The 21170-nt window shown below is 57.5% G+C and carries 27 protein-coding genes; 16 read left to right on the forward strand and 11 right to left on the reverse strand.

What is annotated here, in order from left to right:
* Positions 1-19: 19 nt before the first annotated feature.
* Positions 20-244: a YgdI/YgdR family lipoprotein gene (locus ACODS3_RS12780; protein ID WP_201006906.1), complete on the reverse strand. Its 225-nt coding sequence runs from the start codon at positions 242-244 to the stop codon at positions 20-22.
* A gap of 92 nt (positions 245-336) precedes the next feature.
* Entirely contained in the window at positions 337-939 is a 603-nt protein-coding gene (gene mobA, locus ACODS3_RS12785) for a molybdenum cofactor guanylyltransferase MobA (RefSeq protein WP_489034566.1), read from the reverse strand.
* 76 nt (positions 940-1015) lie between these two features.
* Between mobA and moaB the strand changes: the two genes are divergently transcribed.
* The 3 genes from moaB (at position 1016) to ACODS3_RS12800 (ending at position 3789) form a co-directional block, all read left to right on the forward strand.
* Positions 1016-1555, forward strand: coding sequence for a molybdenum cofactor biosynthesis protein B (moaB, locus tag ACODS3_RS12790; RefSeq protein ID WP_201006908.1), 540 nt, complete (start codon positions 1016-1018; stop codon positions 1553-1555).
* A gap of 6 nt (positions 1556-1561) precedes the next feature.
* Positions 1562-2770, forward strand: coding sequence for a molybdopterin molybdotransferase MoeA (locus tag ACODS3_RS12795; protein WP_201019076.1), 1209 nt, complete (start codon positions 1562-1564; stop codon positions 2768-2770).
* An 89-nt stretch (positions 2771-2859) separates the two neighbouring features.
* Positions 2860-3789 carry a glycosyltransferase family 2 protein gene (locus ACODS3_RS12800; protein ID WP_304575131.1) on the forward strand — a complete coding sequence of 310 codons (930 nt, stop codon included), beginning with the start codon at positions 2860-2862 and terminating at the stop codon, positions 3787-3789.
* 75 nt (positions 3790-3864) lie between these two features.
* Here ACODS3_RS12800 and ACODS3_RS12805 read toward each other — a convergent pair whose 3' ends face one another.
* Entirely contained in the window at positions 3865-5679 is a 1815-nt protein-coding gene (locus ACODS3_RS12805) for a monovalent cation:proton antiporter-2 (CPA2) family protein (RefSeq protein ID WP_304575130.1), read from the reverse strand.
* Positions 5680-5896: 217 nt separating this feature from the next.
* Here ACODS3_RS12805 and ACODS3_RS12810 point away from each other — a divergent pair, with 217 nt between their 5' ends.
* Positions 5897-6085 carry a hypothetical protein gene (locus ACODS3_RS12810; protein ID WP_201019077.1) on the forward strand — a complete coding sequence of 63 codons (189 nt, stop codon included), beginning with the start codon at positions 5897-5899 and terminating at the stop codon, positions 6083-6085.
* Between the two features lie 25 nt (positions 6086-6110).
* Here the strand turns inward: ACODS3_RS12810 and ACODS3_RS12815 are convergent, their stop codons facing one another.
* Together ACODS3_RS12815 and ACODS3_RS12820 are read right to left on the reverse strand one after the other, a co-directional pair.
* Positions 6111-6503: a Fe2+/Zn2+ uptake regulation protein gene (locus ACODS3_RS12815; RefSeq protein WP_201019078.1), complete on the reverse strand. Its 393-nt coding sequence runs from the start codon at positions 6501-6503 to the stop codon at positions 6111-6113.
* 266 nt (positions 6504-6769) lie between these two features.
* The gene (locus ACODS3_RS12820) at positions 6770-7795 is read right to left on the reverse strand and encodes a FecR family protein (protein WP_304575129.1); all 1026 of its coding nucleotides are present in this window, start codon (positions 7793-7795) and stop codon (positions 6770-6772) included.
* 217 nt (positions 7796-8012) lie between these two features.
* On the opposite strand from ACODS3_RS12820, the gene ACODS3_RS12825 reads away from it, so the two are divergent.
* The 4 genes from ACODS3_RS12825 (at position 8013) to map (ending at position 10436) form a co-directional block, all read left to right on the forward strand.
* Positions 8013-9044 carry an Ldh family oxidoreductase gene (locus ACODS3_RS12825; RefSeq protein ID WP_489034571.1) on the forward strand — a complete coding sequence of 344 codons (1032 nt, stop codon included), beginning with the start codon at positions 8013-8015 and terminating at the stop codon, positions 9042-9044.
* A gap of 101 nt (positions 9045-9145) precedes the next feature.
* On the forward strand, positions 9146-9340 hold the full coding sequence (locus tag ACODS3_RS12830) for a hypothetical protein (protein ID WP_201006918.1): 195 nt from the start codon (positions 9146-9148) through the stop codon (positions 9338-9340).
* A 65-nt stretch (positions 9341-9405) separates the two neighbouring features.
* Positions 9406-9648, forward strand: coding sequence for a ParD-like family protein (locus ACODS3_RS12835; protein ID WP_201006920.1), 243 nt, complete (start codon positions 9406-9408; stop codon positions 9646-9648).
* On the forward strand, positions 9645-10436 hold the full coding sequence (gene map, locus ACODS3_RS12840; RefSeq protein WP_201006922.1) for a type I methionyl aminopeptidase: 792 nt from the start codon (positions 9645-9647) through the stop codon (positions 10434-10436). Before ACODS3_RS12835 ends, map begins: the two co-directional genes overlap by 4 nt.
* A gap of 38 nt (positions 10437-10474) precedes the next feature.
* On the opposite strand, the gene ACODS3_RS12845 is transcribed toward map, so the two are convergent.
* From ACODS3_RS12845 to ACODS3_RS12855, 3 genes are all read right to left on the reverse strand, one after another.
* On the reverse strand, positions 10475-10723 hold the full coding sequence (locus ACODS3_RS12845; RefSeq protein ID WP_201019082.1) for a DUF6555 family protein: 249 nt from the start codon (positions 10721-10723) through the stop codon (positions 10475-10477).
* 354 nt (positions 10724-11077) lie between these two features.
* Positions 11078-11779 (reverse strand): endonuclease, encoded by a 702-nt coding sequence (locus ACODS3_RS12850; protein ID WP_489034574.1) that lies wholly within the window; start codon positions 11777-11779, stop codon positions 11078-11080.
* 4 nt (positions 11780-11783) lie between these two features.
* Positions 11784-12038, reverse strand: coding sequence for a DUF1654 domain-containing protein (locus tag ACODS3_RS12855; protein ID WP_201006928.1), 255 nt, complete (start codon positions 12036-12038; stop codon positions 11784-11786).
* Between the two features lie 305 nt (positions 12039-12343).
* On the opposite strand from ACODS3_RS12855, the gene ACODS3_RS12860 reads away from it, so the two are divergent.
* The 7 genes from ACODS3_RS12860 to ACODS3_RS12890 are packed head-to-tail and all read left to right on the forward strand — an operon-like array spanning position 12344 to position 19308.
* The gene (locus ACODS3_RS12860) at positions 12344-13300 is read left to right on the forward strand and encodes a sugar ABC transporter substrate-binding protein (protein ID WP_489034576.1); all 957 of its coding nucleotides are present in this window, start codon (positions 12344-12346) and stop codon (positions 13298-13300) included.
* A gap of 53 nt (positions 13301-13353) precedes the next feature.
* Positions 13354-14907: a sugar ABC transporter ATP-binding protein gene (locus ACODS3_RS12865; protein WP_201019085.1), complete on the forward strand. Its 1554-nt coding sequence runs from the start codon at positions 13354-13356 to the stop codon at positions 14905-14907.
* Positions 14904-15887, forward strand: coding sequence for an ABC transporter permease (locus ACODS3_RS12870; protein WP_201019086.1), 984 nt, complete (start codon positions 14904-14906; stop codon positions 15885-15887). Before ACODS3_RS12865 ends, ACODS3_RS12870 begins: the two co-directional genes overlap by 4 nt.
* 1 nt (position 15888) lies before the next feature.
* The gene (locus ACODS3_RS12875; protein ID WP_489034579.1) at positions 15889-16911 is read left to right on the forward strand and encodes a LacI family DNA-binding transcriptional regulator; all 1023 of its coding nucleotides are present in this window, start codon (positions 15889-15891) and stop codon (positions 16909-16911) included.
* Positions 16912-16935: 24 nt separating this feature from the next.
* On the forward strand, positions 16936-17856 hold the full coding sequence (rbsK, locus tag ACODS3_RS12880) for a ribokinase (RefSeq protein WP_201019088.1): 921 nt from the start codon (positions 16936-16938) through the stop codon (positions 17854-17856).
* On the forward strand, positions 17853-18257 hold the full coding sequence (gene rbsD / locus ACODS3_RS12885; protein WP_201006935.1) for a D-ribose pyranase: 405 nt from the start codon (positions 17853-17855) through the stop codon (positions 18255-18257). The genes rbsK and rbsD overlap by 4 nt, the downstream gene beginning before the upstream one ends.
* 25 nt (positions 18258-18282) lie before the next feature.
* Complete coding sequence (locus ACODS3_RS12890; RefSeq protein ID WP_201019089.1) at positions 18283-19308, forward strand: nucleoside hydrolase; 1026 nt, start codon at positions 18283-18285, stop codon at positions 19306-19308.
* 11 nt (positions 19309-19319) lie between these two features.
* Here the strand turns inward: ACODS3_RS12890 and ACODS3_RS12895 are convergent, their stop codons facing one another.
* A complete protein-coding gene (locus tag ACODS3_RS12895; protein WP_025260463.1) occupies positions 19320-19514 on the reverse strand; it encodes a hypothetical protein in 195 nt (64 codons plus the stop codon).
* A 283-nt stretch (positions 19515-19797) separates the two neighbouring features.
* Between ACODS3_RS12895 and ACODS3_RS12900 the strand changes: the two genes are divergently transcribed.
* Positions 19798-20121, forward strand: a complete 324-nt coding sequence (locus ACODS3_RS12900; protein ID WP_201019090.1) for an I78 family peptidase inhibitor — start codon at positions 19798-19800, stop codon at positions 20119-20121.
* Between the two features lie 67 nt (positions 20122-20188).
* On the opposite strand, the gene ACODS3_RS12905 is transcribed toward ACODS3_RS12900, so the two are convergent.
* Together ACODS3_RS12905 and ACODS3_RS12910 are read right to left on the reverse strand one after the other, a co-directional pair.
* The gene (locus tag ACODS3_RS12905) at positions 20189-20401 is read right to left on the reverse strand and encodes a cold-shock protein (RefSeq protein ID WP_024685433.1); all 213 of its coding nucleotides are present in this window, start codon (positions 20399-20401) and stop codon (positions 20189-20191) included.
* A gap of 295 nt (positions 20402-20696) precedes the next feature.
* On the reverse strand, positions 20697-21005 hold the full coding sequence (locus tag ACODS3_RS12910; protein ID WP_489034583.1) for a hypothetical protein: 309 nt from the start codon (positions 21003-21005) through the stop codon (positions 20697-20699).
* Positions 21006-21170: the final 165 nt, after the last annotated feature.

Genomic DNA, 21170 nt, shown 5'->3' on the forward strand with positions numbered 1-21170 from the left:
TTTCTACATCACGTCCGGATTACAGATCCTTGACGGTACGTACCTGATCCTTGTTGACACGAGTCTGCTTGCCATCGAGTTGCTTGAACTCGTAGAAGCCTGAGTCTTCATCGTAGTGAGGTGTATCGACAGACTGGATTTCACGGCCATCATTCAAGGTGATTACAGTTGGGGATGCACAGCCCGCGAGGGAGGCAATGCCCAGTGCCAGCAAAAAGGCGGCAGGAAGAGTGTGTTGTTTCATGACAGTGTCTCCGGATGGACTCTTGGTAATGGCTTGTTTTGCAAGCTAGTGACTCTCAGACGTATACACCCTTTGCAAGTTCCGTGAAAAGTTCACAGAGCCTGATCATTGATCTGGCCCAGCAGGTCTGGCGTATTGAAATTGGCCAGACGCGGGTCGCCAGCCTCCAGTTGCAGGGCCACAGGCTGCAAGTGTGCCATGGCCCGGCGCGGGCTGCGCTCACCACTTTGCCAGGCGTTTTCAAGGGCTGCGGCATGGGCGGTCGGGATGATGCAGAGCAGGGGTTGCCAGTGCTCACCTTCGCGGATCATGACCGGATGGCCGGGGTGCTCGAACGCGGTCTTGCGCAGTGCCTGCAATAGCGAGCTGTCGATCAGCGGTACGTCACAGGGCAATACCAGCAGGTATTCATGCCGTGCAAGGGGCAGGGCGGCGCGAATGCCGGCCAGTGGCCCCGAAAAGTCGGTGTTATCGTCCTGAACCAGTTGATCGGCGTAAGCGGCATAACGCTCAAGGTTGCGGTTGCAGGATACGATCAAGTCATCGGTCAAGGGGCGTGTCAGGCGATGCAGATGTTGAATCAAGGGCTCGCCTTGCCACTCGACCAGGCCTTTGTCACGCCCGCCCATGCGTTGTCCCTGACCTCCGGCCAGCAACAGGATCGAGCAGGATGGCAGGGCAGTACCAACATTCATCAAAGACTCACCGGGCAGTCAAAAGGAGTGCTGTGATATAACACCGGCCTGTTTCCTTAACAACCGGATCTAGGCCATGAAAGCCAAGGCTGACACACCTTTTGTACCTTTGAATATCGCTGTTCTGACCGTCAGCGATACCCGCACCTTCGAGACCGACACGTCGGGACAGATGTTCGTCGATCGTCTGACCGAAGCCGGTCACGGCTTGATCGAGCGTGTGCTGCTCAAGGATGACCTGTACAGGATTCGTGCGCAGGTCGCGACCTGGATTGCCGATGAGCAGGTCCAGGTGGTGCTGATCACCGGTGGCACCGGGTTTACCGGGCGTGACAGCACGCCGGAAGCTGTGAGCTGCCTGCTGGACAAACAGGTCGATGGCTTCGGTGAGCTGTTCCGGCAGATTTCCGTACCGGACATCGGCACCTCGACCATCCAGTCCCGCGCCTTGGCCGGTCTGGCCAACGGTACGCTGGTCTGCTGCCTGCCGGGCTCCACCAACGCAGTGCGTACTGCCTGGGACGGTATTCTGTCCCAACAACTGGATTCGCGTTTCCGCCCGTGCAATTTCGTGCCACACCTCAAGCAGGCCGAGCCCTGCGCCACTCGTGGTTGATCGAGCATGAACGCACCTCAGGCCTTGATGCCTGTCGAACAAGCCCTTGCGCGCCTGATGGAAATGGCCGAAGCCTCGCCCATCACCGAGCACGAGCGGGTTTCTCTGGCTGAAGCTCAAGGGCGTGTATTGGCGGTGGATCTGATATCCACCCTCGACCTGCCACCCTGGCCCAACAGCGCCATGGATGGTTACGCCTTGCGTCTGGCTGACTGGACCGGCGAGCCGCTGCCGGTCAGCCAGCGTATCTTCGCCGGGCAGGCGCCCGAACCGCTGGCTGCCGGTACCTGCGCGCGCATCTTTACCGGCGCTCCCATGCCGCAAGGTGCCGATTGCGTTGAAATGCAGGAAAACGCCGAAGTCCTGCAAGACCAGCGCGTGCGCTTTACCGAGCCGCTGAAGCCCGGACAGAACATCCGTCCTCAAGGGCAGGAAACCACGATCGGTGACAAGGTGCTGGCGGCCGGTACTCGCCTGGGGCCTATAGAACTCGGGCTCGCGGCGTCCCTGGGGCTGGCTGGACTGGATGTCATACGCCGTGTCCGGGTTGCCGTGCTGTCCACCGGCGATGAGTTGATCGAGCCAGGCCAGCCGTTGGGGCCAGGGCAGATCTACAACAGTAATCGCGTGTTGCTGTGCAGTTGGTTGAAGCGCCTTGAATGCGAGGTTCTGGATGCGGGTATCCTGCCGGACGATCTGGAAAAGACCCGTGCCGCATTGGCCGGGCTTGATGGGGTCGATCTGATCCTGTCCACGGGCGGTGTTTCTGTCGGGGAGGCTGACTTCCTTGGCCATGCATTGCGTGAAGAGGGTGAGCTGTCACTGTGGAAACTGGCCATCAAACCTGGCAAACCACTGACCTTCGGCCATTTTCGTGGCGTGCCGGTAATCGGCCTGCCGGGCAACCCGGCCTCCACGCTGGTCACTTTCGCGCTACTGGCCCGAGCCTATCTGTTGCGTCGCATGGGAGTGGCAGATGTCACGCCCATGCAGTTTCCGGTACCGGCCGGGTTCGTCTGGCGCAAGGCGGGCAATCGTCGCGAATACCTGCGCGGTCGTCTTGAGCAAGGGCGTGCCGTGGCCTACAGCAACCAAAGCTCGGGCGTGCTGCGCAGTGCGGCATGGGCAGACGGGCTGATCGAGGTTCGCGAAGGCACCACGGTCGCTGAAGGGGACTGGATCAACTTCATTCCCTTGAGCGAGGTATTGGGCTGACTGCATTCGAATGGTCGTCCGGCGAGGCATGAGCTACCCTCAAACACGCTGACAGATTGGGCATCAGGATTTTGCTCTGGAGTATTGTTATGCCGTCTTTGAGAGTGGCTTGTGTCATTCCGACCTATAACGGGCGCAAGGATCTGGAGCGCCTGCTGGATTCACTGGCGACCCAGACCGCCACGTTCGACACCCTGATCGTGGATTCCAGCTCTTCGGATGGCACCCTGGAACTGGCGCGTTCACGTTGCGCCAATGTGATCCGTATCGATAGCAAGGATTTCAATCACGGCGGCACCCGGCAGATGATGGTCGAGCTCAACCCCGACTACGACATCTACGTCTACATGACCCAGGATGCCTATGTTGAAGACATCAATGCCATCGCCAATATCGTGCTGCCATTCGCTGATCCCAGGGTAGGCGCAGTGTGCGGGCGGCAGTTGCCCCACAAGGATGCCAACCTGCTGGCGCAGCATGCACGATTATTCAATTACCCTGCGACTTCCCGGATCAAGACCCTCGAAGATGCCGGAACTCTGGGCATCAAGACACCGTTCATGTCGAACTCTTTCGCGGCATATCGTCGTGAGGCGTTGCTGGCGATTGGTGGTTTCCCACGGCATGTGATCCTGTCCGAAGACATGTACGTCACGGCCAAGATGCTGCTCGACGGCTGGAAAATCGCCTACGAAGGTTCGGCGGTGTGCAGGCATTCGCACAATTACACCTTGCGCGAGGAGTTTTGCCGTTACTTCGATATTGGCGTGTTCCAGTCCCGCGAGTCCTGGATCTATGAAACCTTTGGTGGTGTTGCGGGCGAGGGGATGCGCTACGTGAAGTCGGAGCTTGCCTTTCTGGGCAAGCGCCGTTTTCTACTCTGGCCACTGTCTTTCGTACGCAACGCCCTCAAGCTGCTGGCCTACAAATTGAGCAAACAGGAAAAGCGTTTGCCCAGGGGCTTGAAGAAAAAGCTCGGCATGCACAAGCGGTATTGGGACAGCCCGTATGCCGAGTAGGAGGTTTTCGCGACTGAGCGGAGCGCCGCCCGATTCGCTCCCACACAATTGCGTAGGAGCGACTTCAGTCGCGAATCAGGACTTGCCCGACTCTTCTTCCTGACGATCCGCTTCAAACAACTGCGCCAGTTCCTTCCGGGCTTCCCGTGCGGTTTGCAGAAGTTTGGCTTCGTCGTCATACACCAGATGTTGCGCAGCCAGCACCTGTTCGTCGTGGCGCTTGAAGCGGCTGATCCGTGCATCGGCCTGAGCCTGGCTCAAACCAAGGCCGAGCAGGGTCTGACGGCTCATTTCCAGGCTGGAGTAGAAGGTTTCACGTACCGCCTGTGCGCCCACGTCGATCAGGCGATGAACGTGCTGACGGTTACGGGCGCGGGCAATGATCTTCATGTCCGGGTACAGCTTGCGGATCAGCTCGGCGGTCTTGATGTTGGTGTCGGGATCGTCGGTGGCGATGATAAAGAACTCTGCTTCATGCACCTTGGCCGCACGCAGGATTTCCGGTTTCAGCGGGTCACCGTAGAACACCGGCACATTGCCGAAGCTGCGCGAAAACTCAATGGATTCCACGGCAGTATCCAGCGCCACGAAAGGGATATTCTGCGCACGCAGAATACGCGCCACGATCTGGCCCATACGGCCCATGCCGGCAATCACCACGCGAGGGCTGTCGGTATTGATATCGCGATACTCGTCCGGCACATCGACAGGTCTGGCCTTGGGCTTGATCCAGCGAGCCATGGCCATGAACAGCAGCGGCGTCATGGCCATGGAGAGAGTAATGGCCAGGATCAGAATGTCGTACAGCGCGGGTTCGAACAGGCCTTGCTGGTTGCCGATCTTGAAGACGACGAAAGCGAACTCGCCACCTGCGGCCAGCACCAGCCCCAGGCTCAGAGCATTCTGTTTACTCAACCCGCCTGCCAGACGCCCGATGAAAAACAGCAGCGGAAACTTCAGGGCAATCAGCAGAAATGTCAGCCCCAGTACCGTCACTGGTGAACTGAACAACAGGCTGATATTGGCGCCCATTCCGACACTGATGAAAAACAGCCCCAGCAACAGGCCTTTGAAAGGCTCGATCTGAGCTTCAAGTTCGTGCCGGTATTCGGAGTCGGCCAGCAGCAGGCCGGCCAGGAATGCGCCCAGCGCCATGGACACGCCTACCAGCTCCATCAGCCAGGCAGTGCCAATCACCACCAGCAAGGCAGTGGCAGTCGATACTTCCTGGATTTTGGTCTTGGCCACGATGCGAAACACCGGGCGCAGCAGATAACGTCCGCCGACCACCACAATTGCGATGCTGCCCAGGACTTGCAGGCTGTGACGCAGGCTTTCATGGGGGCTCAAGTCGTGCTCATGGCTGGTACCGGCCAGCAGTGGGACCATGGCAATCAACGGGATGGCAGCGATGTCCTGAAACAGCAGAATGGCAAACGCCAGTCGCCCATGGGGACTGTTCAGTTCCTTGCGCTCGGCCAGGCTTTGCAGGCCAAAGGCGGTCGAGGACAACGCAAGCCCCAGACCCAGCACCACAGCCGTATTGATGGGTTGCTCGAAAGCCAGCAGGGCAACGCAGCCAATCACCAGGCCGGTCAGCAGAACTTGTGCCATGCCGACCCCGAAGACTGCCTTGCGCATCACCCATAAACGTTTGGGCGACAGTTCCAGGCCGATGATGAACAGCAGCAACACCACCCCGAGTTCGGAAATGTGGCTGACGCTTTCCGGATTGCCGATCAGTTTGAGCACCGAAGGGCCGATGATGACGCCCGCGAATAAATAGCCCAGTACGGCGCCCAGTTGCAGGCGCTTGGCCAGCGGAACAGTCAATACAGCGGCGAGCAGGAACACGACTGCGGCCTGTAGCAGGCTGCCTTCATGGGGCATGTTGAAACTCCTTGGCAAGTCATGAACAGTCGATAAACGACATTGAAGGGCGGCATTAAACCATGCGTGATTCACACGGCAATGTTCAATTGTGCTCTGTGACTGTCAAAGAGGCGGTGATGAGGCGGGGGGAGCCGTGCCAGAAACGGCACATCGGCGTACCATATGCGGGCATTTGCGTAGAGCCAATGCTATTCAGAGAACTCAGGAAGCCGTTATGACCAACAAGCAGCGTTTGATTTACTCCATTCTGATTGCCCTGTCCGTGCTGGCGATCATGCTGGGCCTGTCGCATCTGCAGAACAGTGGGGTGCTCAGCGAGAAGGCCTTTCAATACATTGCAATAAGCGTGGCTGTCGTGGTGGTCATTCTGAACGGCATCATGCGGCGCAAGGTCAGGAACTGAGACTCGCTGCCCTCGCATCTACACATTACGGGGTGCAATTCTTGTTCGATTCGTTGAGCCATTCCCAGGCGCGAGGATGAAGGCTGTAGGTCTTGTCCGCATTTAGATTGATCACGCCTTCATCGCACAGGCGCTTGAGCACTTCGCGCACACTGAGAAAGGACAACGGCACATCGAGCCGCAGCAGCTGGCTGTGCACACCCCGCACACCCAGCGGCTGACCTTCGTCATTGGCGGCCAGCAGTGCGTCCAGAACCTTCAGCCTGACCAGGCTTGTGCGCAGGCCAAAACTTTTCAGCAGCAGCCTTATATGTTCGTTGCCCGGGCGATCGGTTTCTGCGGCGGGTGACTCTGACTGGGCAGAGAGGGCCGTCTGCCGGAGCATCGTGCGGGTTGTAATTCCTTGACGATTGAACATGCGCAAACTCCTTTTCAGGCTTTTTCAGTGCGGCTCATTGGGTTGTGTAAACGAAACTCATTTACTAAGACGAACGAGCGCCTGAAAAACTCATCTTTGAATGCAAAAAAAACATAAAAACGTCATTTGGACAGGGTAGGGGCCGTCGAAAAAACAGCCTGCACATCCTGATCGGACCGAAATCATACCGGGGTATTATTCAAAAATACGTGAAAATGCTTCGCATTTACATCTGTTGCGTAGGAAATTTTGCGGGGATATGAAGATCAGCTCTTCGGTGTTACCGGCGAGCGCTTGTTGAGGACCGGGTTGCCTTCCTGATTCTGGGTGATGAATACCGGCAGTACCTTGGGCAGTGATGCCAGCAGGCTCGACATGTCATGAGTGTTGTAGCTGCCACCCAGGCGAATTGCGCCAGTGGCGTTATCGGCCAGCAGGATTGGCGTAGGAAGGTAGCGGTTTATCAACGGCAAGGCCTGGCTCAACGGCATGTCATTGAAGATCAGCTTGCCATTGCGCCACGCAAGGCTGGTATCGCCTGCAAGGGTGTCGCTGACTTTTGGCTGGAAATCACCCGGTTTGTAACTGGCCTGCATGCCGGGGTCCAGACGGTAACCGGTGCCCGGTTGCGAACGGTCACTGCTGACCTGTACCGAACCATCCACCAGAGTGACCCGCACCTGCTCCTGATACATCCAGACATTGAAGCGGGTCCCCGTCACCTTGACGCTGCCTTGCCCGGCGCTGACCACGAAGGGGTGAGTGCTGTCATGGCTGACTTCAAAGAACGCCTCGCCCTTTTGCAGGGTGACACTGCGACGGTCCTTGTAGTTGGCGTAAGTCAGTTGCGTACCCAGGTTCAGCTCGACTCGGCTGCCATCGGCCATGGTGACGACCCGTGTAGCATCCTGTGCTTCATAGGTGTCGTAAGCATTGGGGAGCCAGCCTTGATTCCAGCCGGTAATGCCCGCCAGAGGAATTGCCAGGGCCGCGATGGTGGCGGCAGCGGCGTAATGGCGGCGAAAGCGATTGCGATAAGGCGTTGCCCTGGGCGCTTGAGGCTTCAGCTCGACCACCGGGGCCGGATTGGCAGGCGTGACCTGCTCGGAGATATCCCATATCTCCAGCATTGCTTCGTATTCGATCGCATGCTGTGGATGGGCATTGAACCACTGGTTGAAAACCTTTCGCTCGGCATCCGTGCAGTCGTCAGCATGCAGGCGCATGCACCAATGCGCGGCGGCATCGGTTATTGCGTCATATTCTGCTTCGCTGAGGATGGGGGCGTTCATTGGCTCTCCGGTCTGTACCGTTGGCGCATTCTACCTCTTGATCTCCATTGGAGAGAACAATGTATGGCTATTGAGTATCAGGCGGAGGATTATTTCATCGTGAATGTGATCGGCTCTCATTGATGTAAAAATGCTGTTGAAAGTTTTTTCGCGTGGCACCAGGCAGTATTTTTACATGCACTGATACTTGTTCTTTCAACCGACGCCGGAGTTTCAGATGCCCGCAATTCGTGACAATGATCAGGTTCAGGCGGTTTCGTATTCGCAGTTGGCCGACATGCTTTTCCAGATATTTCTGGCCCACGGCACTTCGCCGCAGGTCGCTCGTGTGTTGTCCGAAAACTGTGCCAGTGCGCAGCGTGACGGTTCTCACAGCCATGGCATCTTTCGTATTCCGGGCTACTTGTCGTCGCTGGCCAGTGGCTGGGTCGATGGTCAGGCCGTGCCTGTTGTCGAAGATGTCGCGGCTGCCTTCGTAAGAGTCGATGCCGCCAATGGTTTTGCCCAGCCCGCCCTGGAGGCTGCCCGTTCATTGCTGATTGAAAAGGTCAGGAGTGCGGGGATTGCGATTCTGGCCATCCGCAACTCCCATCATTTTGCGGCGCTATGGCCGGATGTCGAGCCTTTTGCCCAGCAAGGCCTTGTCGCGCTGAGTGTGGTCAACAGCATGACCTGCGTTGTGCCCCATGGCGCGCAAAAGCCACTGTTTGGCACCAATCCGATTGCTTTCGCGGCTCCCCGTGTGGGTGGCGAGCCCATAGTGTTCGATCTCGCCACCAGCGCCATTGCCCACGGCGATGTCCAGATTGCTGCGCGGGAAGGGCGGATGCTGCCACCGGGTATGGGCGTGGATCGCAACGGGCAGCCAACCGAAGACCCCAAGGCCATTCTCGATGGTGGAGCGCTGTTACCGTTTGGCGGCTACAAGGGCTCAGCACTGTCCATGATGGTGGAACTGCTGGCGGCAGGGCTGACAGGCGGGAATTTTTCGTTCGGGTTCGACTGGTCGAAACACCCCGGTGCGCAGACACCCTGGACAGGGCAGTTGCTGATTGTCATCGATCCGGACAGAGGCAGTGGCCAGCAGTTCGCGCAGCGTAGCGAGGAGCTTGTCCGTCAGATGCAGGGAGTAGGGCAGGAGCGTATTCCCGGTGACCGCCGCTATGTCCAGCGAGCACGATCGCTGGTTGACGGCATCGCTATTGACCGCAGTGACTGGGAGCGCCTGCGAGTGCTGGCCGGGCTTTGATTCTGCCGGGGACAGAGAATGACCATTCGTCGCAAGCAGGCTTGTGCAGCATCGGCTACATGAATACTGTATATAACAACAGTATCCAGTAAGAGGTTGTCATGTCCCTGAATGCATTGCAAGGTTCTATCACTCACCCATCCTTTTGCGCTGTTCTGGTCAACGAGATGCAGCGTGAAGACTTCCTTGCCTTGGCAACTGCGTTGCGCCAGTTCAACTTCGATGAGCCACAAGGCTCGATGCCTGTCACCGACGCTCACTATGGCGAGGAGCGTTTCGCAGTCGCTGTAGCCTGAAAGCAGTCTCTTGCCTGTGGATATACGAAACATATATGCTTCGTATATTCCATATGAGGTGAGCCATGGGGCTGGTAAAGATTTCTGAACACATGCATGCCAATCTGCGCTCGGCCAGCGTGGCATTGAGTCGCTCAATCAACGCTCAGGCTGAGCACTGGATGCGGATTGGCATGCTTGCCGAACTCCATCCGACACTCAACTACAGCGAGATCTGTCAGATGCTGATTCGTGCCGAGGATGCAGGCGGCACCGTACTGACTACTCAGGCTTTCGGTACTTCTTCGGTTACCAAGGTGGCCTCATGAGTCGCGGTATTACGCTCAAGACCGAACAGGATCTTGTCCAGTTGCGCATTGCGGGCAGGCTGGCTGCCGATGTACTGGCAATGATCGCCCCCCATGTGAAAGCCGGTGTCAGCACCGAAGCCCTCGATGACATCTGCAACGAATACATCGTCAAGGAGCTGAAAGTCATCCCGGCGAACGTGGGCTATCACGGTTTCACCAAGACCACCTGCATTTCACCCAATGCCGTGGTCTGTCATGGCATTCCTTCGCCAACCGACATCCTCAAGGACGGCGATATCGTCAATATCGACGTAGCGGTGATCAAGGATGGCTGGTACGGCGACACCAGTCGCATGTATCTGGTCGGCGAAGTCAGCCCGCTGGCCAAACGACTGGTGGAAACCACCTATGAAGCCACTCGCGCCGGTATCCATGCCGTGCGTCCGGGTGCCACGCTGGGTGATATTGGCCATGCCATCCAGACGGTTGCTCACCGTGAAGGCTTCAGCGTCGTGCGTGAGTATTGCGGGCATGGCATTGGCCGTACATACCATGAAGAGCCACAGGTTCTGCACTACGGCACTGCTGGCAAGGGCCTCAAACTCAAGCCGGGAATGGTGTTTACCATCGAGCCGATGATCAACGCCGGCAGGCCGGAAACCAAGGCGCTGGCGGACGGCTGGACAGTGCTGACACGGGACCTGTCCTTGTCTGCTCAGTGGGAGCATATGGTTGCCGTGACTCAGACGGGGTTCGAGTTGCTGACACCCTGGCCTGAGGGCACGGGCGAATATGCCCCGATCTGACAGCCTTGATGAAGACCGGCCCTGATGGGCCGGTTTCATTATTCAGGTAGCTGGACGTTTGCAGAGCACTTCTTCCAATGCACCTGCGTCACGCCAAACCCCTGCGCCTGCAAAATTGCCAAGCGTATGGGGCCTGCGGATACATTGTCACTGACGGTTCCTACTCCGGCATGCAGCGTAGCCATATGCAGGGCGTCGCTTTGGCTGAGGAGCAGGGCCTGATGCAGAAAGTGGCGAGCTTCGCCCTTGAATTGATAGTGGATTTCAAATTCCGTTTGAATAGTCATTCATGCCTGCCTGTTGGGCGTAAGGGCTACGCCATCTGAAAATGAGTACATACGAGTACGGGTAGCTGGGCGTGCGTCATGCACGTGGCATTGCTACTTCATTTCGAGATCGATACAGGGCTGCAATTAATTCAGGCGGTTCTGATCGGACTGCGGTCTCTAGCGTCCTGCTCAAGGTGCTGCCCGCTTTTACAGCGTGCTCAGGCAGGTGCAGCCATTATTCAAACAGGACGCGAACAGGGAAATTACATCGTTTGGGATCCAACTGAACAGTTGTCCGACGAGTGGCGAAAGGCTTTATCCAGACGCATGAAGCGGGCGTCGGAAACTGTTCAAATGGGTGAATCCAGTTAGTCAGGAACAGGATTTGAGATTGACCGGCCCGACGAACTCGTTACCTCGGCCCATCACGCAGGCGACCCGCTGATTGCGCTGGCGTTCCCAGTCCTGAACCGGGTAAGTCTTGTTCCAGGCCTGATAAAGTTGTTGGTCCTGACGTGACAGGCGCAAGTTGTACTGCTTGCTCATGTAGAAATAAGTGCGCGCGATCATGCCGCGTATCGAAGGGCGCGGCATGACTTTTTTCGCCTTGAAATCCACTTGAGTCAGGCAGGAGCCGTATTGGCCTTTCTGCTCGGGCAACCAGCCAAAACTGAAGTTGCTGCGGTCGCCGTTTACCTCACCGATGCTTGGCACCAGGTTGTGCAGGTCGGCCTCGGCACGTTTGTAGACGTCGTCATTTTTTGAGCAGTTCTTTCGTCCGCCATCCTGCCAGCACTGGCGTTGATGGCCAATCTGCCAGGCGGGCACGATATGTTCCCATTCGATGCGTTTGGCACGGTTGGCGTTCTTGCGTGGTACGTAGCCGCATGCAGCAAGGTCAACCTGATTGCCGGTGTATTTGCAGCCGCAATAGAACTCGGTCGCTTGCGTCGCATACAGTCGCCAGGCGACTTTTTTCGCTTCGCTGAAGGTGCGGGGAGCATCGGCTTGTACGGTCAGTGGAGCAATGAGGAGCAGGGTGGTGCAGAGCAGGGCAGAAAATCTAACCATCATGCCGTCAGTCTTCCTTCGGCAATGTCCAGAAAATCTGTACGCCGCCGTCATCGCGCCAGGCGAGGGTGACGTTATCGTTCTCGGCTATTTCTTCCAGCAACTGAGCCCAGTCGTCTTCCGTCTCGTCAGGCAGGCGGAATATCAAAGCGGCTTTGGCTTTCTGGGCGGTAGGCGAGTTGATGATTTTTTGCACCCGTATGCCAAGGCGTTCATAAGAGCCGGGAAGGGAGGGGGTTGCTGCTGCGCTTTGTTTTGCCACGAAAAAGGTCCCTTGATTTTGCTGTACGGGCATACAGTATTTCACTGTCGGATCTTTCGCAACTTTTATGTAGGATCAAGCGCCTGTATTCAGGAGCATATCGCTGCTTATTGATTTACCTGTCTGGTTTCCGTCTTTTCGATGGCATTTTCTCTTTGTCGGCGAGGGCAGTAGACGGCTTTCTGTTGATTGACAAAACCCGCAAGCTTTCTCATAGTTCTCGCTCGCAAACGTTTGCGTGTCGAGCCCATGTTCGACCCTGCGTCGTTCGCCCGAAAAATAATCACAACATCGGAGATGAACTCATGAAGCTGCCATTCGCTGGACGTCTTCTCGCTGCCGCTATTTTCTCTGCCGTAACGGCAGTCACTCCCCTCTCGTTCGCCCACGCTCAGGATGCTGAAAAACCCAAGGTCGCTCTGGTCATGAAATCACTGGCCAACGAGTTCTTCCGGACCATGGAAGATGGTGCCAAGGCCTATCAGAAAGAGCATTCCAACGACTTCGACCTGATTTCCAACGGCATCAAGGATGAGTCCGACACAGCCAGTCAGATCCGTATCGTAGAGCAGATGATCGTCTCCAGAGTCGATGCACTGGTCATCGCGCCTGCCGATTCCAAGGCGCTGGTGCCGGTGATCAAGAAGGCGATGGACGCCGGTATCCAGGTCGTCAACATTGATAACCAGCTGGATGCCACCGTGCTGAAAAGCAAAAACATCGAAGTGCCTTTTGTAGGCCCGGATAACCGCAAGGGCGCTCGTCTGGTTGGTGAGTACCTGGCCAAGGGTCTGAAGGCGGGTGATGAAGTCGGCATCATTGAAGGCGTGCCAACCACCACCAATGCCCAGCAACGTACCGCCGGTTTCAAGGACGCCATGGGTACTGCGCAATTGAAGGTTGTTTCCGTGCAGTCCGGTAACTGGGAAATCGACAAGGGCAACGCCGTTGCCTCGGCCATGCTCAATGAGTACCCGAACCTCAAGGCGCTGCTGGCGGGCAACGACAGTATGGCGCTGGGCGCGGTGTCGGCGGTTCGTGCCGCAGGCAAGGCGGGTAAGGTGGCGGTGGTCGGTTACGACAATATCAACGCCATCAAGCCGATGCTCAAGGATGGTCGAGTGCTGGCCACTGCTGACCAGTTCGCTGCCAAACAGGCGGTTTTCGGGATCGAGGCAGCCTTGAAGCTGGTCAAGAAGCAGCCGGTCGATAGCGTCAATGGCGTGATCGAAACCCCTGTCGAACTCGTCACCAAACCTTGATATCTGTCTGGTAATGGTGCCTGCCCGAACCGGGCAGGCACCGGGAGAAACTTATGTCAGCACCTGTCCAGGATGCTGTTCTGTCCATCAGCGGAATCGGCAAGACCTACGCACAACCGGTTCTTGGCGATATCGAGCTGACGCTGATGCGCGGCGAAGTGCTGGCCTTGACCGGCGAAAACGGCGCAGGCAAAAGCACCTTGTCGAAGATCATTGGCGGGCTGGTTGTGCCTGATGCCGGTGTGATGCATTTTCAGGGGCAGCCTTATCAGCCAGCCAACCGTACGCAAGCTGAAAAGCTGGGCGTGCGCATGGTCATGCAGGAGTTGAATCTGCTGCCGACCCTGACGGTGGCCGAAAACCTGTTTCTGGATGACATGCCGCGCCGCATGGGCTGGATCGACCGCAAGCGCCTGCGTGAAAACGCCATCAAGGCCATGGCCCAGGTGGGCCTTGAGGCCATCGACCCTGACACCTTGGTCGGCGATCTTGGGATCGGTCATCAGCAGATGGTTGAAATCGCCCGTAACCTGACCGGCGATTGCCATGTGCTGATTCTCGACGAACCTACCGCGATGCTGACATCGCGAGAGGTCGAAATGCTGTTCGAGCAGGTCAGCCGCTTGCAGGCGCGTGGCGTCTCGATCATTTACATCTCCCATCGCCTGGAAGAACTGGCCAGGGTTTCCCAGCGCATTGCCGTACTGCGTGACGGCAAGCTGGTCTGTGTCGAGCCGATTGCCCGTTATGACAGCGAGCAACTGGTTACGTTGATGGTCGGGCGCGAGCTTGGCGAACATATGGACATGGGTGCTCGACAGATTGGTGAGGTCGCGCTGTCGGTCAAGGGACTGGGACGCTCGGATAAGGTAAAGGACGTTTCGTTTCAGGTGCGCCGTGGCGAGATCTTCGGTATTTCCGGCCTGATCGGTGCGGGGCGAACCGAGCTTTTGCGTTTGATCTACGGCGCAGACAAGGCCGATAGCGGCAGCATCGAAGTGGGTCAGCCATTACGCGAGGCGATCATTCGCTCACCAGCCGATGCCGTAGAGCATGGCATTGCGCTGATCACCGAAGACCGCAAGGGCGAGGGCCTGCTGATGTCGCAGTCGATCAGTGCCAACGTCGCGCTGGGCAATATGCCGGCCATCTCTCGCGGCGGTGTGGTCAGTGCCCGCGATGAGTTGGCCTTGGCGCAGCGGCAGGTCGCGGCCATGCGTATCCGCAGCTCCAGCCCGGCACAACTGGTCTCGGAGCTTTCCGGCGGCAATCAGCAGAAGGTGGTGATCGGTCGCTGGCTGGAGCGTGACTGCCCGGTGATGCTGTTCGATGAGCCCACGCGGGGTATCGATGTGGGGGCCAAGTTCGATATCTACGCGCTATTGGGCGAGCTGACCCGGCAGGGGCGGGCGCTGGTCGTGGTATCCAGTGACCTTCGGGAACTCATGCTGATTTGTGATCGCATCGGTGTGCTGTCGGCGGGTCGTCTGATCGATACCTTCGAGCGCGACAGCTGGACTCAGGATCAACTGCTCGCCGCTGCTTTTGCCGGCTATCAAAAACGTGATGCGTTGCTTAGCGAAGCAGCGCCCAGGAATGACTCATGAAAAACCCTGTTTCCCAGACGCAGCCTTCAGCTGCCCGGAACTATTTTGGCCTTGGCACTTACCTTGGGCTGGCAGGCGCCTTGCTGGCGATGATTGTGCTGTTCTCGTTATTGAGCGATCACTTCCTGTCGTATCAGACCTTCAGCACCCTGGCCAATCAGATCCCGGACCTGATGGTGCTGGCCGTGGGCATGACCCTGGTGCTGATCATCGGCGGCATTGATCTGTCGGTGGGTTCGGTTCTGGCATTGGCTGCTTCGGCGGTAAGTGTGGCGATTCTGGGGTGGGGCTGGAGCGTGTTTCCCGCCGCTTTGCTGGGCATCGGCTGCGCGACTCTGGCAGGCACCATTACCGGCTCGATCACTGTCGCGTGGCGTATCCCGTCCTTTATCGTGTCGTTGGGCGTGCTGGAAATGGCGCGAGGTGTGGCGTATCAGATGACGGATTCGCGCACGGCCTACATCGGTGACTCCTTTGCCTGGCTTTCCAATCCCATTGCCTTTGGAATTTCGCCCTCGTTCCTTATCGCGCTGCTGGTGATCTTCATTGCCCAGGCAGTGCTGACGCGCACGGTCTTCGGTCGTTACCTGATCGGTATCGGCACCAACGAAGAGGCTGTGCGTCTGGCAGGGATCAATCCCAAGCCTTACAAGATTCTGGTGTTTTCGCTGATGGGCCTGCTGGCCGGTGTGGCGGCCTTGTTCCAGATATCGCGCCTGGAAGCGGCTGATCCCAATGCCGGTGCGGGCATGGAGTTGCAGGTCATCGCTGCGGTGGTGATCGGCGGCACCAGCCTGATGGGCGGACGCGGTTCGATCATCAGCACCTTCTTTGGGGTGTTGATCATTTCCGTTCTGGCCGCAGGTCTGGCGCAGATCGGTGCGTCGGAGCCCACCAAACGCATCATCACCGGTGCCGTGATCGTGATTGCGGTGGTACTGGACACCTATCGTAGCCACCGGGCACGGCGGCAGGTCTGATATGGCAACCATCAAAGACGTCGCGGCGCTGGCAGGGATTTCCTACACCACGGTGTCCCATGTGCTGAACAAGACCCGACCCGTGAGCGAGCCGGTCCGGATCAAGGTCGAGGCGGCGATTGCGCAGCTCGATTATGTGCCCAGTGCGGTTGCCCGTTCGCTCAAGGCCAAGACTACATCCACTATCGGATTGTTGATCCCCAACGGCATCAACCCCTATTTCGCCGAACTGGCGCGAGGGATCGAGGACCACTGCGAGCGTAATGGCTTTTGTGTGATCCTTTGCAACTCCGACGACAATCCGGAAAAACAGCGCAATTACCTGCGCGTCCTGCTGGAGAAGCGTGTCGACGGTCTGATCGTCTCCTCGGTCGGTGGCGATGTGAGTATCGCGGGCGGTCTGGCCGAGGTCCGCACGCCCATGGTGATCGTCGACCGTGAGCTTGAGGGGATTGATGCCGATATGGTGCGCATCGATCACGAGCACGGTGCGTATCTGGCGACCCGCCACTTGCTCGACCTTGGGCACCGCGATATTGCCTGTATCGGCGGGCCGGCCGATACCGCGGTGGCCGAGATGCGTTTTGTCGGTTATCGGCGCGCCCTGCAGGAAGCGGGTATCGAGGTCGTGCCAGAGTGGGCAGTCCACAGTGACTTCACCAGTTCTGCCGGTCATGAGGCCGCGGTCAGTCTGTTGGGCCATCATCGGCCGACCGCCATTTTTGCCGGTAACGACGTGATTGCCATTGGTGTGCTGCGAGCGGCGGCCGAGCGCAATATCCGGGTGCCCCGTGACCTTTCGGTGATCGGTTTCGACGATATCCAGATGAGTCGCTATGTCTATCCCGCGTTGACCACTGTCGGGCAGTCGATCATGCAGTTGGGTGAGACGGCGGCTGAAATGCTGCTCTCCAGGATTGTCGAGCCCTCGACCGGGACGACCCGCAAGCGTCTTGTAACCCCCAGCGTTGTGGTTCGTGAATCCACTGCGCCGCCGAACAATGCTTTCAATGAATTGCGCTGAAACACAGTGCCGAGCGAATGAGCCATGCAAGCAAAAATAGTGATAGTAGGCAGCCTGAACATGGACCTGGTGATTCGCGCCCAGCGCTTGCCGCGGCCCGGTGAAACGCTTTCGGGAAACACCTTCATGACGGTGCCCGGCGGCAAGGGGGCCAATCAGGCTGTGGCGGCTGCGCGTCTGGGTGGCAGCGTGGCGATGATCGGTTGTGTGGGCGAAGATGCCTATGGCGAGCAGTTGCGTGAGGCGTTGCTGGCTGAGGGCATCGATTGCCGGGCGGTCACTTCGGTGGCCGGGGTGTCCACCGGCATTGCGTCGATTGTGGTGGATGACAACAGTCAAAACGCGATCATTGTCGTCGCCGGAGGCAATGCTCAACTGACGCCGTCTCTGATCGGGGTGTTCGATACGCTGCTGGTTGCTGCCGACGTTGTCATCTGCCAGCTCGAAGTGCCACTGGAAACGGTCCGTCACACCTTGTCCCGAGCCCGTGAGCTGGGCAAGACCGTCATTCTCAACCCGGCACCGGCTGCCGACCCCTTGCCGCAGGAGTGGTATGGGTTGATTGATTATCTGATCCCCAATGAAAGCGAGGCGCAGGCTCTTACGGGAGTCGTGGTGGACTCGCCCGCTGCGGCGCAACAGGCGGCGACAGCGCTGCTGGCTGCCGGGGCGCGGAATGTCATCATCACGCTGGGAGAGCAGGGCAGCCTGCTGGCCAATGCCCAGGGTTTTGAACATGTGCCTGCGCTGAGAGTGAAGGCGGTTGATACGACAGCGGCAGGTGATACCTTTGTCGGTGGTTTCGCTTCGGCTCTTTCGCAAGGCAAGAGTGAGACCGAAGCGATCCGCTTTGCTCAGGTTGCGGCGGCACTGTCTGTCACCCGTGCCGGTGCGCAACCTTCGATACCGACGTTCGATGAAGTGCAGGAATTCAAAGCCTCATGAAAAAGACACCTCTTCTCAATATTGCCTTGTCCCGCGTGATTGCCTCACTGGGGCACGGCGATATCCTCATGATTGTCGATGCTGGCATGCCCGTGCCTGCGGGTGTCGAACTGATCGATCTGGCGTTGACCCATGGTGTGCCGGATTTCGCCAGTGTGCTGGATGTCGTGCTGACGGAAATGCAGGTCGAAAGCCACGTGCTGGCCAGCGAGATGGTGAACGTACAGCCACCGGGGCTGCGGGTGATCGAAGCCTTGGCGCTTGATGAGCAGTTGGGCCAGCAGCGCTGGGTGAGTCATGAAGAATTGAAAGTCTTGAGCCGTAGCGCCAAGGCTATCGTGCGTAGCGGGGAATGCCAGCCGTATAGCAATGTTGCCTTGGTGGCTGGTGTGGTTTTTTAAGGACGACTTGAACAGGGAGTAAACCATGCAATTATTTAAACTTTCCAGACAACTACTGTGGAGCCTATCGCTTTTGTCCATTCTCGGTATGAGTGCCGCTCAGGCGGCTGAAAAGCGCAACCTGATCATCGATACCGATCCGGGGGCCGACGATGTGGTCGCACTGCTGCTGGCGCTGGCCTCTCCGGAAGAACTGAACGTACTGGCGATTACCACGGTTGCTGGCAATGTGCGTCTGGACAAGACTTCGCGCAATGCCAGGCTTGCCCGTGAGTGGGCGGGGCGTGAAGAGGTGCCAGTCTATGCCGGTGCTCCAAAGCCTCTGGTACGTACGCCGATCTATGCCGAAAACGTGCATGGTCAGGAAGGTCTGCCGGGTGTGCCGATCCATGAGCCGGCAAAAGGCCTGGCCGAAGGTAATGCAGTCAATTACCTGATCGATACCCTGAAAAAAGCCGAGCCGCACAGCATCACCATCGCGATGCTTGGCCCGCAGACCAATCTGGCGCTGGCACTGGTACAGGCTCCCGAAATCACTCAGGGGATCAAGGAAGTCGTGGTCATGGGTGGTGCGCACTTCAATGGCGGCAATATCACGCCGACTGCCGAATTCAACCTGTTCGCCGATCCCCATGCCGCGCAGATCGTACTGGCCAGTGGCGTCAAGCTGACCTACGTGCCACTGGACGTGACCCACAAGATTCTGACCAGCGAGCAGCGTCTCCAGAAGATCGCCGCATTGGGCAATCAGGCGGGCAAGCTGGTTGGCGGAATTCTCGATGAATACGTCAAGCTGGATATGGAACATTACGGACTGCCCGGCGGGCCTGTCCATGATGCCAGCGTGATTGCCTGGTTGCTCCAGCCTGAGCTGTTTTCAGGTCGGCAGATCAACCTTGCCATCGATAGTCGTGACGGCATCGGTTTTGGTCAGACCGTCGCAGACTGGTACGGCACGCTGAAGCAGCCGCAGAATGTGTTCTGGGTCGAGAATGGTGACGCTCAGGGCTTTTTCGACCTGTTGACCAGCCGGCTGGCGCGCTTGAAATGAGTCGTCGCGTGTCAGGCGGGCAGTTCGGCTGGCGAGTATCTGCTTAGCACCTGACTGAGAAAGGTTCGGGCACCCTCGGTGCCCAGTTCCTTGACCAGCAGGTCGACGGCAATGATCGTAAGCTCTTCGGCAGTGCCGGGGCTGTGCGAGCAATGTCCCTGAGGCCATTTGGCCTTGATGTCCGCATCGATGGATATGATTGTCATGTCTGTCTCGTCTTGTGTGAAAGCAACGCATCGTCCTGAGCGTTGCCCAATGCCTGAGCGTCGCCTGTAGTAGATCATTACAGGTCCATGGTGACACTTCTACTTAGGCATCATCCCGGTTTATTAATAGCCTATGCGAATAAACGTTTTGTGACGATTTTTGGTTGCGCATGCACTGCCCCTCTGGGGCAGACTTTTGCAGCGTGTGAGCTTGTGCCTGCAACCAATGCGCCCGGGTGCGGTCGCACAAGGTCTGATCATGTTCATTGGAAGAGGAGGGTGTATGCCCCGGAAATTTGCAGCATCAGGTTTTTTCGTTTTAACGGCGTTGTTGGCAGGGTGCAGTGCCACATCAGGGTCAGCCCCCGAAACCGCTCAGGCTCCAGCGTCTCATGCCGGACATGGTCGCTGCGATGCTGCGCAGGCTCAGTCCGTGCTGGGGCAGCAGGCGTCAGCCGCATTGCTGGCTCAGGTGCGCACTCAGTCCGGGTCGAATGAAGCGCGTGTTCTCAGCCCTAACGATATGGTCACGCTGGAGTATCGATCCGATCGCGTGAATATCAACACAGATGCCAGCGGTAAGGTGACTCGCGTCAACTGCGGTTGATGACTGCATTTTCCCTTTTCGATAAAAAAACCCGTCGATGAGACGGGTTTTTTTCAAGTCAGGTGGATCAGACCACAGTGACTTCTTCTGCTTGCATGCCTTTCTGGCCTTTAGCAGCAACGAAAGAAACGGTCTGGCCTTCTTTCAGGCTTTTGAAACCGTCGCTCTGGATTGCTTTGAAGTGGACGAACAGATCGTCACCGCCACCTTGTGGAGTGATAAAGCCGAAGCCTTTTTCATCGTTGAACCATTTTACGGTGCCGGTTTGGCGATTAGACATGGTGTATCTCCAAGAACATAATTTTTCAGTAGAACGTGCTGCTCAGGCCAACTGGGCACACCGAGCCATAATAGTCGAAATGTAAGAAAAGAGAGTCATTTAGGTAGGAACTTTGAATCAAAGTCGAGAAGATGCAGGGCGTCATATTACCGTTGTGTGAATTCGGTGTGACAGTTTGCGAAGATCGAGGGTCGATTCTGTTACGCCGAAAGCCACGTTTTACGCGGCTTTCGGGCATATTTTCCGGGAGCTTCAACAGCCATTGCTGGTGAGTTGCTTCAGGTGTCGCGGGAAATTATTTTTTTGCCGCGCTGCAGTTTTCGGCGACCAGTTTTTGCAGTTTCGAGGCCAGGGCCGGGTTTTGAGCGGCGTCGGTGCTGAGGCTGGCGATTTCCTTGTCCGAGAAATGGCTGTCGACCTGCTTGGCGCCGCAATCGCAATGGGTCTTGGCTGTCTTGTCGTCCAGCTTGTGCTGTTTCGCGGCGTTGACACATTCTTGAGTGAAGGCTGAGCGAGTCGCGCTGTCCATCGCCGCTTGAGCGGTCAGCGGTCCGGCCAGGGCGGCACAGGCAAGCAGGGCAGGCATAAGGTGTAAGCGCTTCATGGTGTTCTCCTTTACTGGAAGAGTCATACAGGAACTCGACTTATTCAGACGGTCTTGAAGGGCTCCAGTTCAGGCAATATGCAAAAACGCTCTATTTCCATACTCATCGGGCAGGTTGTGCGTGTGAATCGATGCAGCTGTGCTAGGATGCGCGTCCTGTAGATT

The sequence above is a fragment of the Pseudomonas sp. FG43 genome (assembly GCF_057809175.1).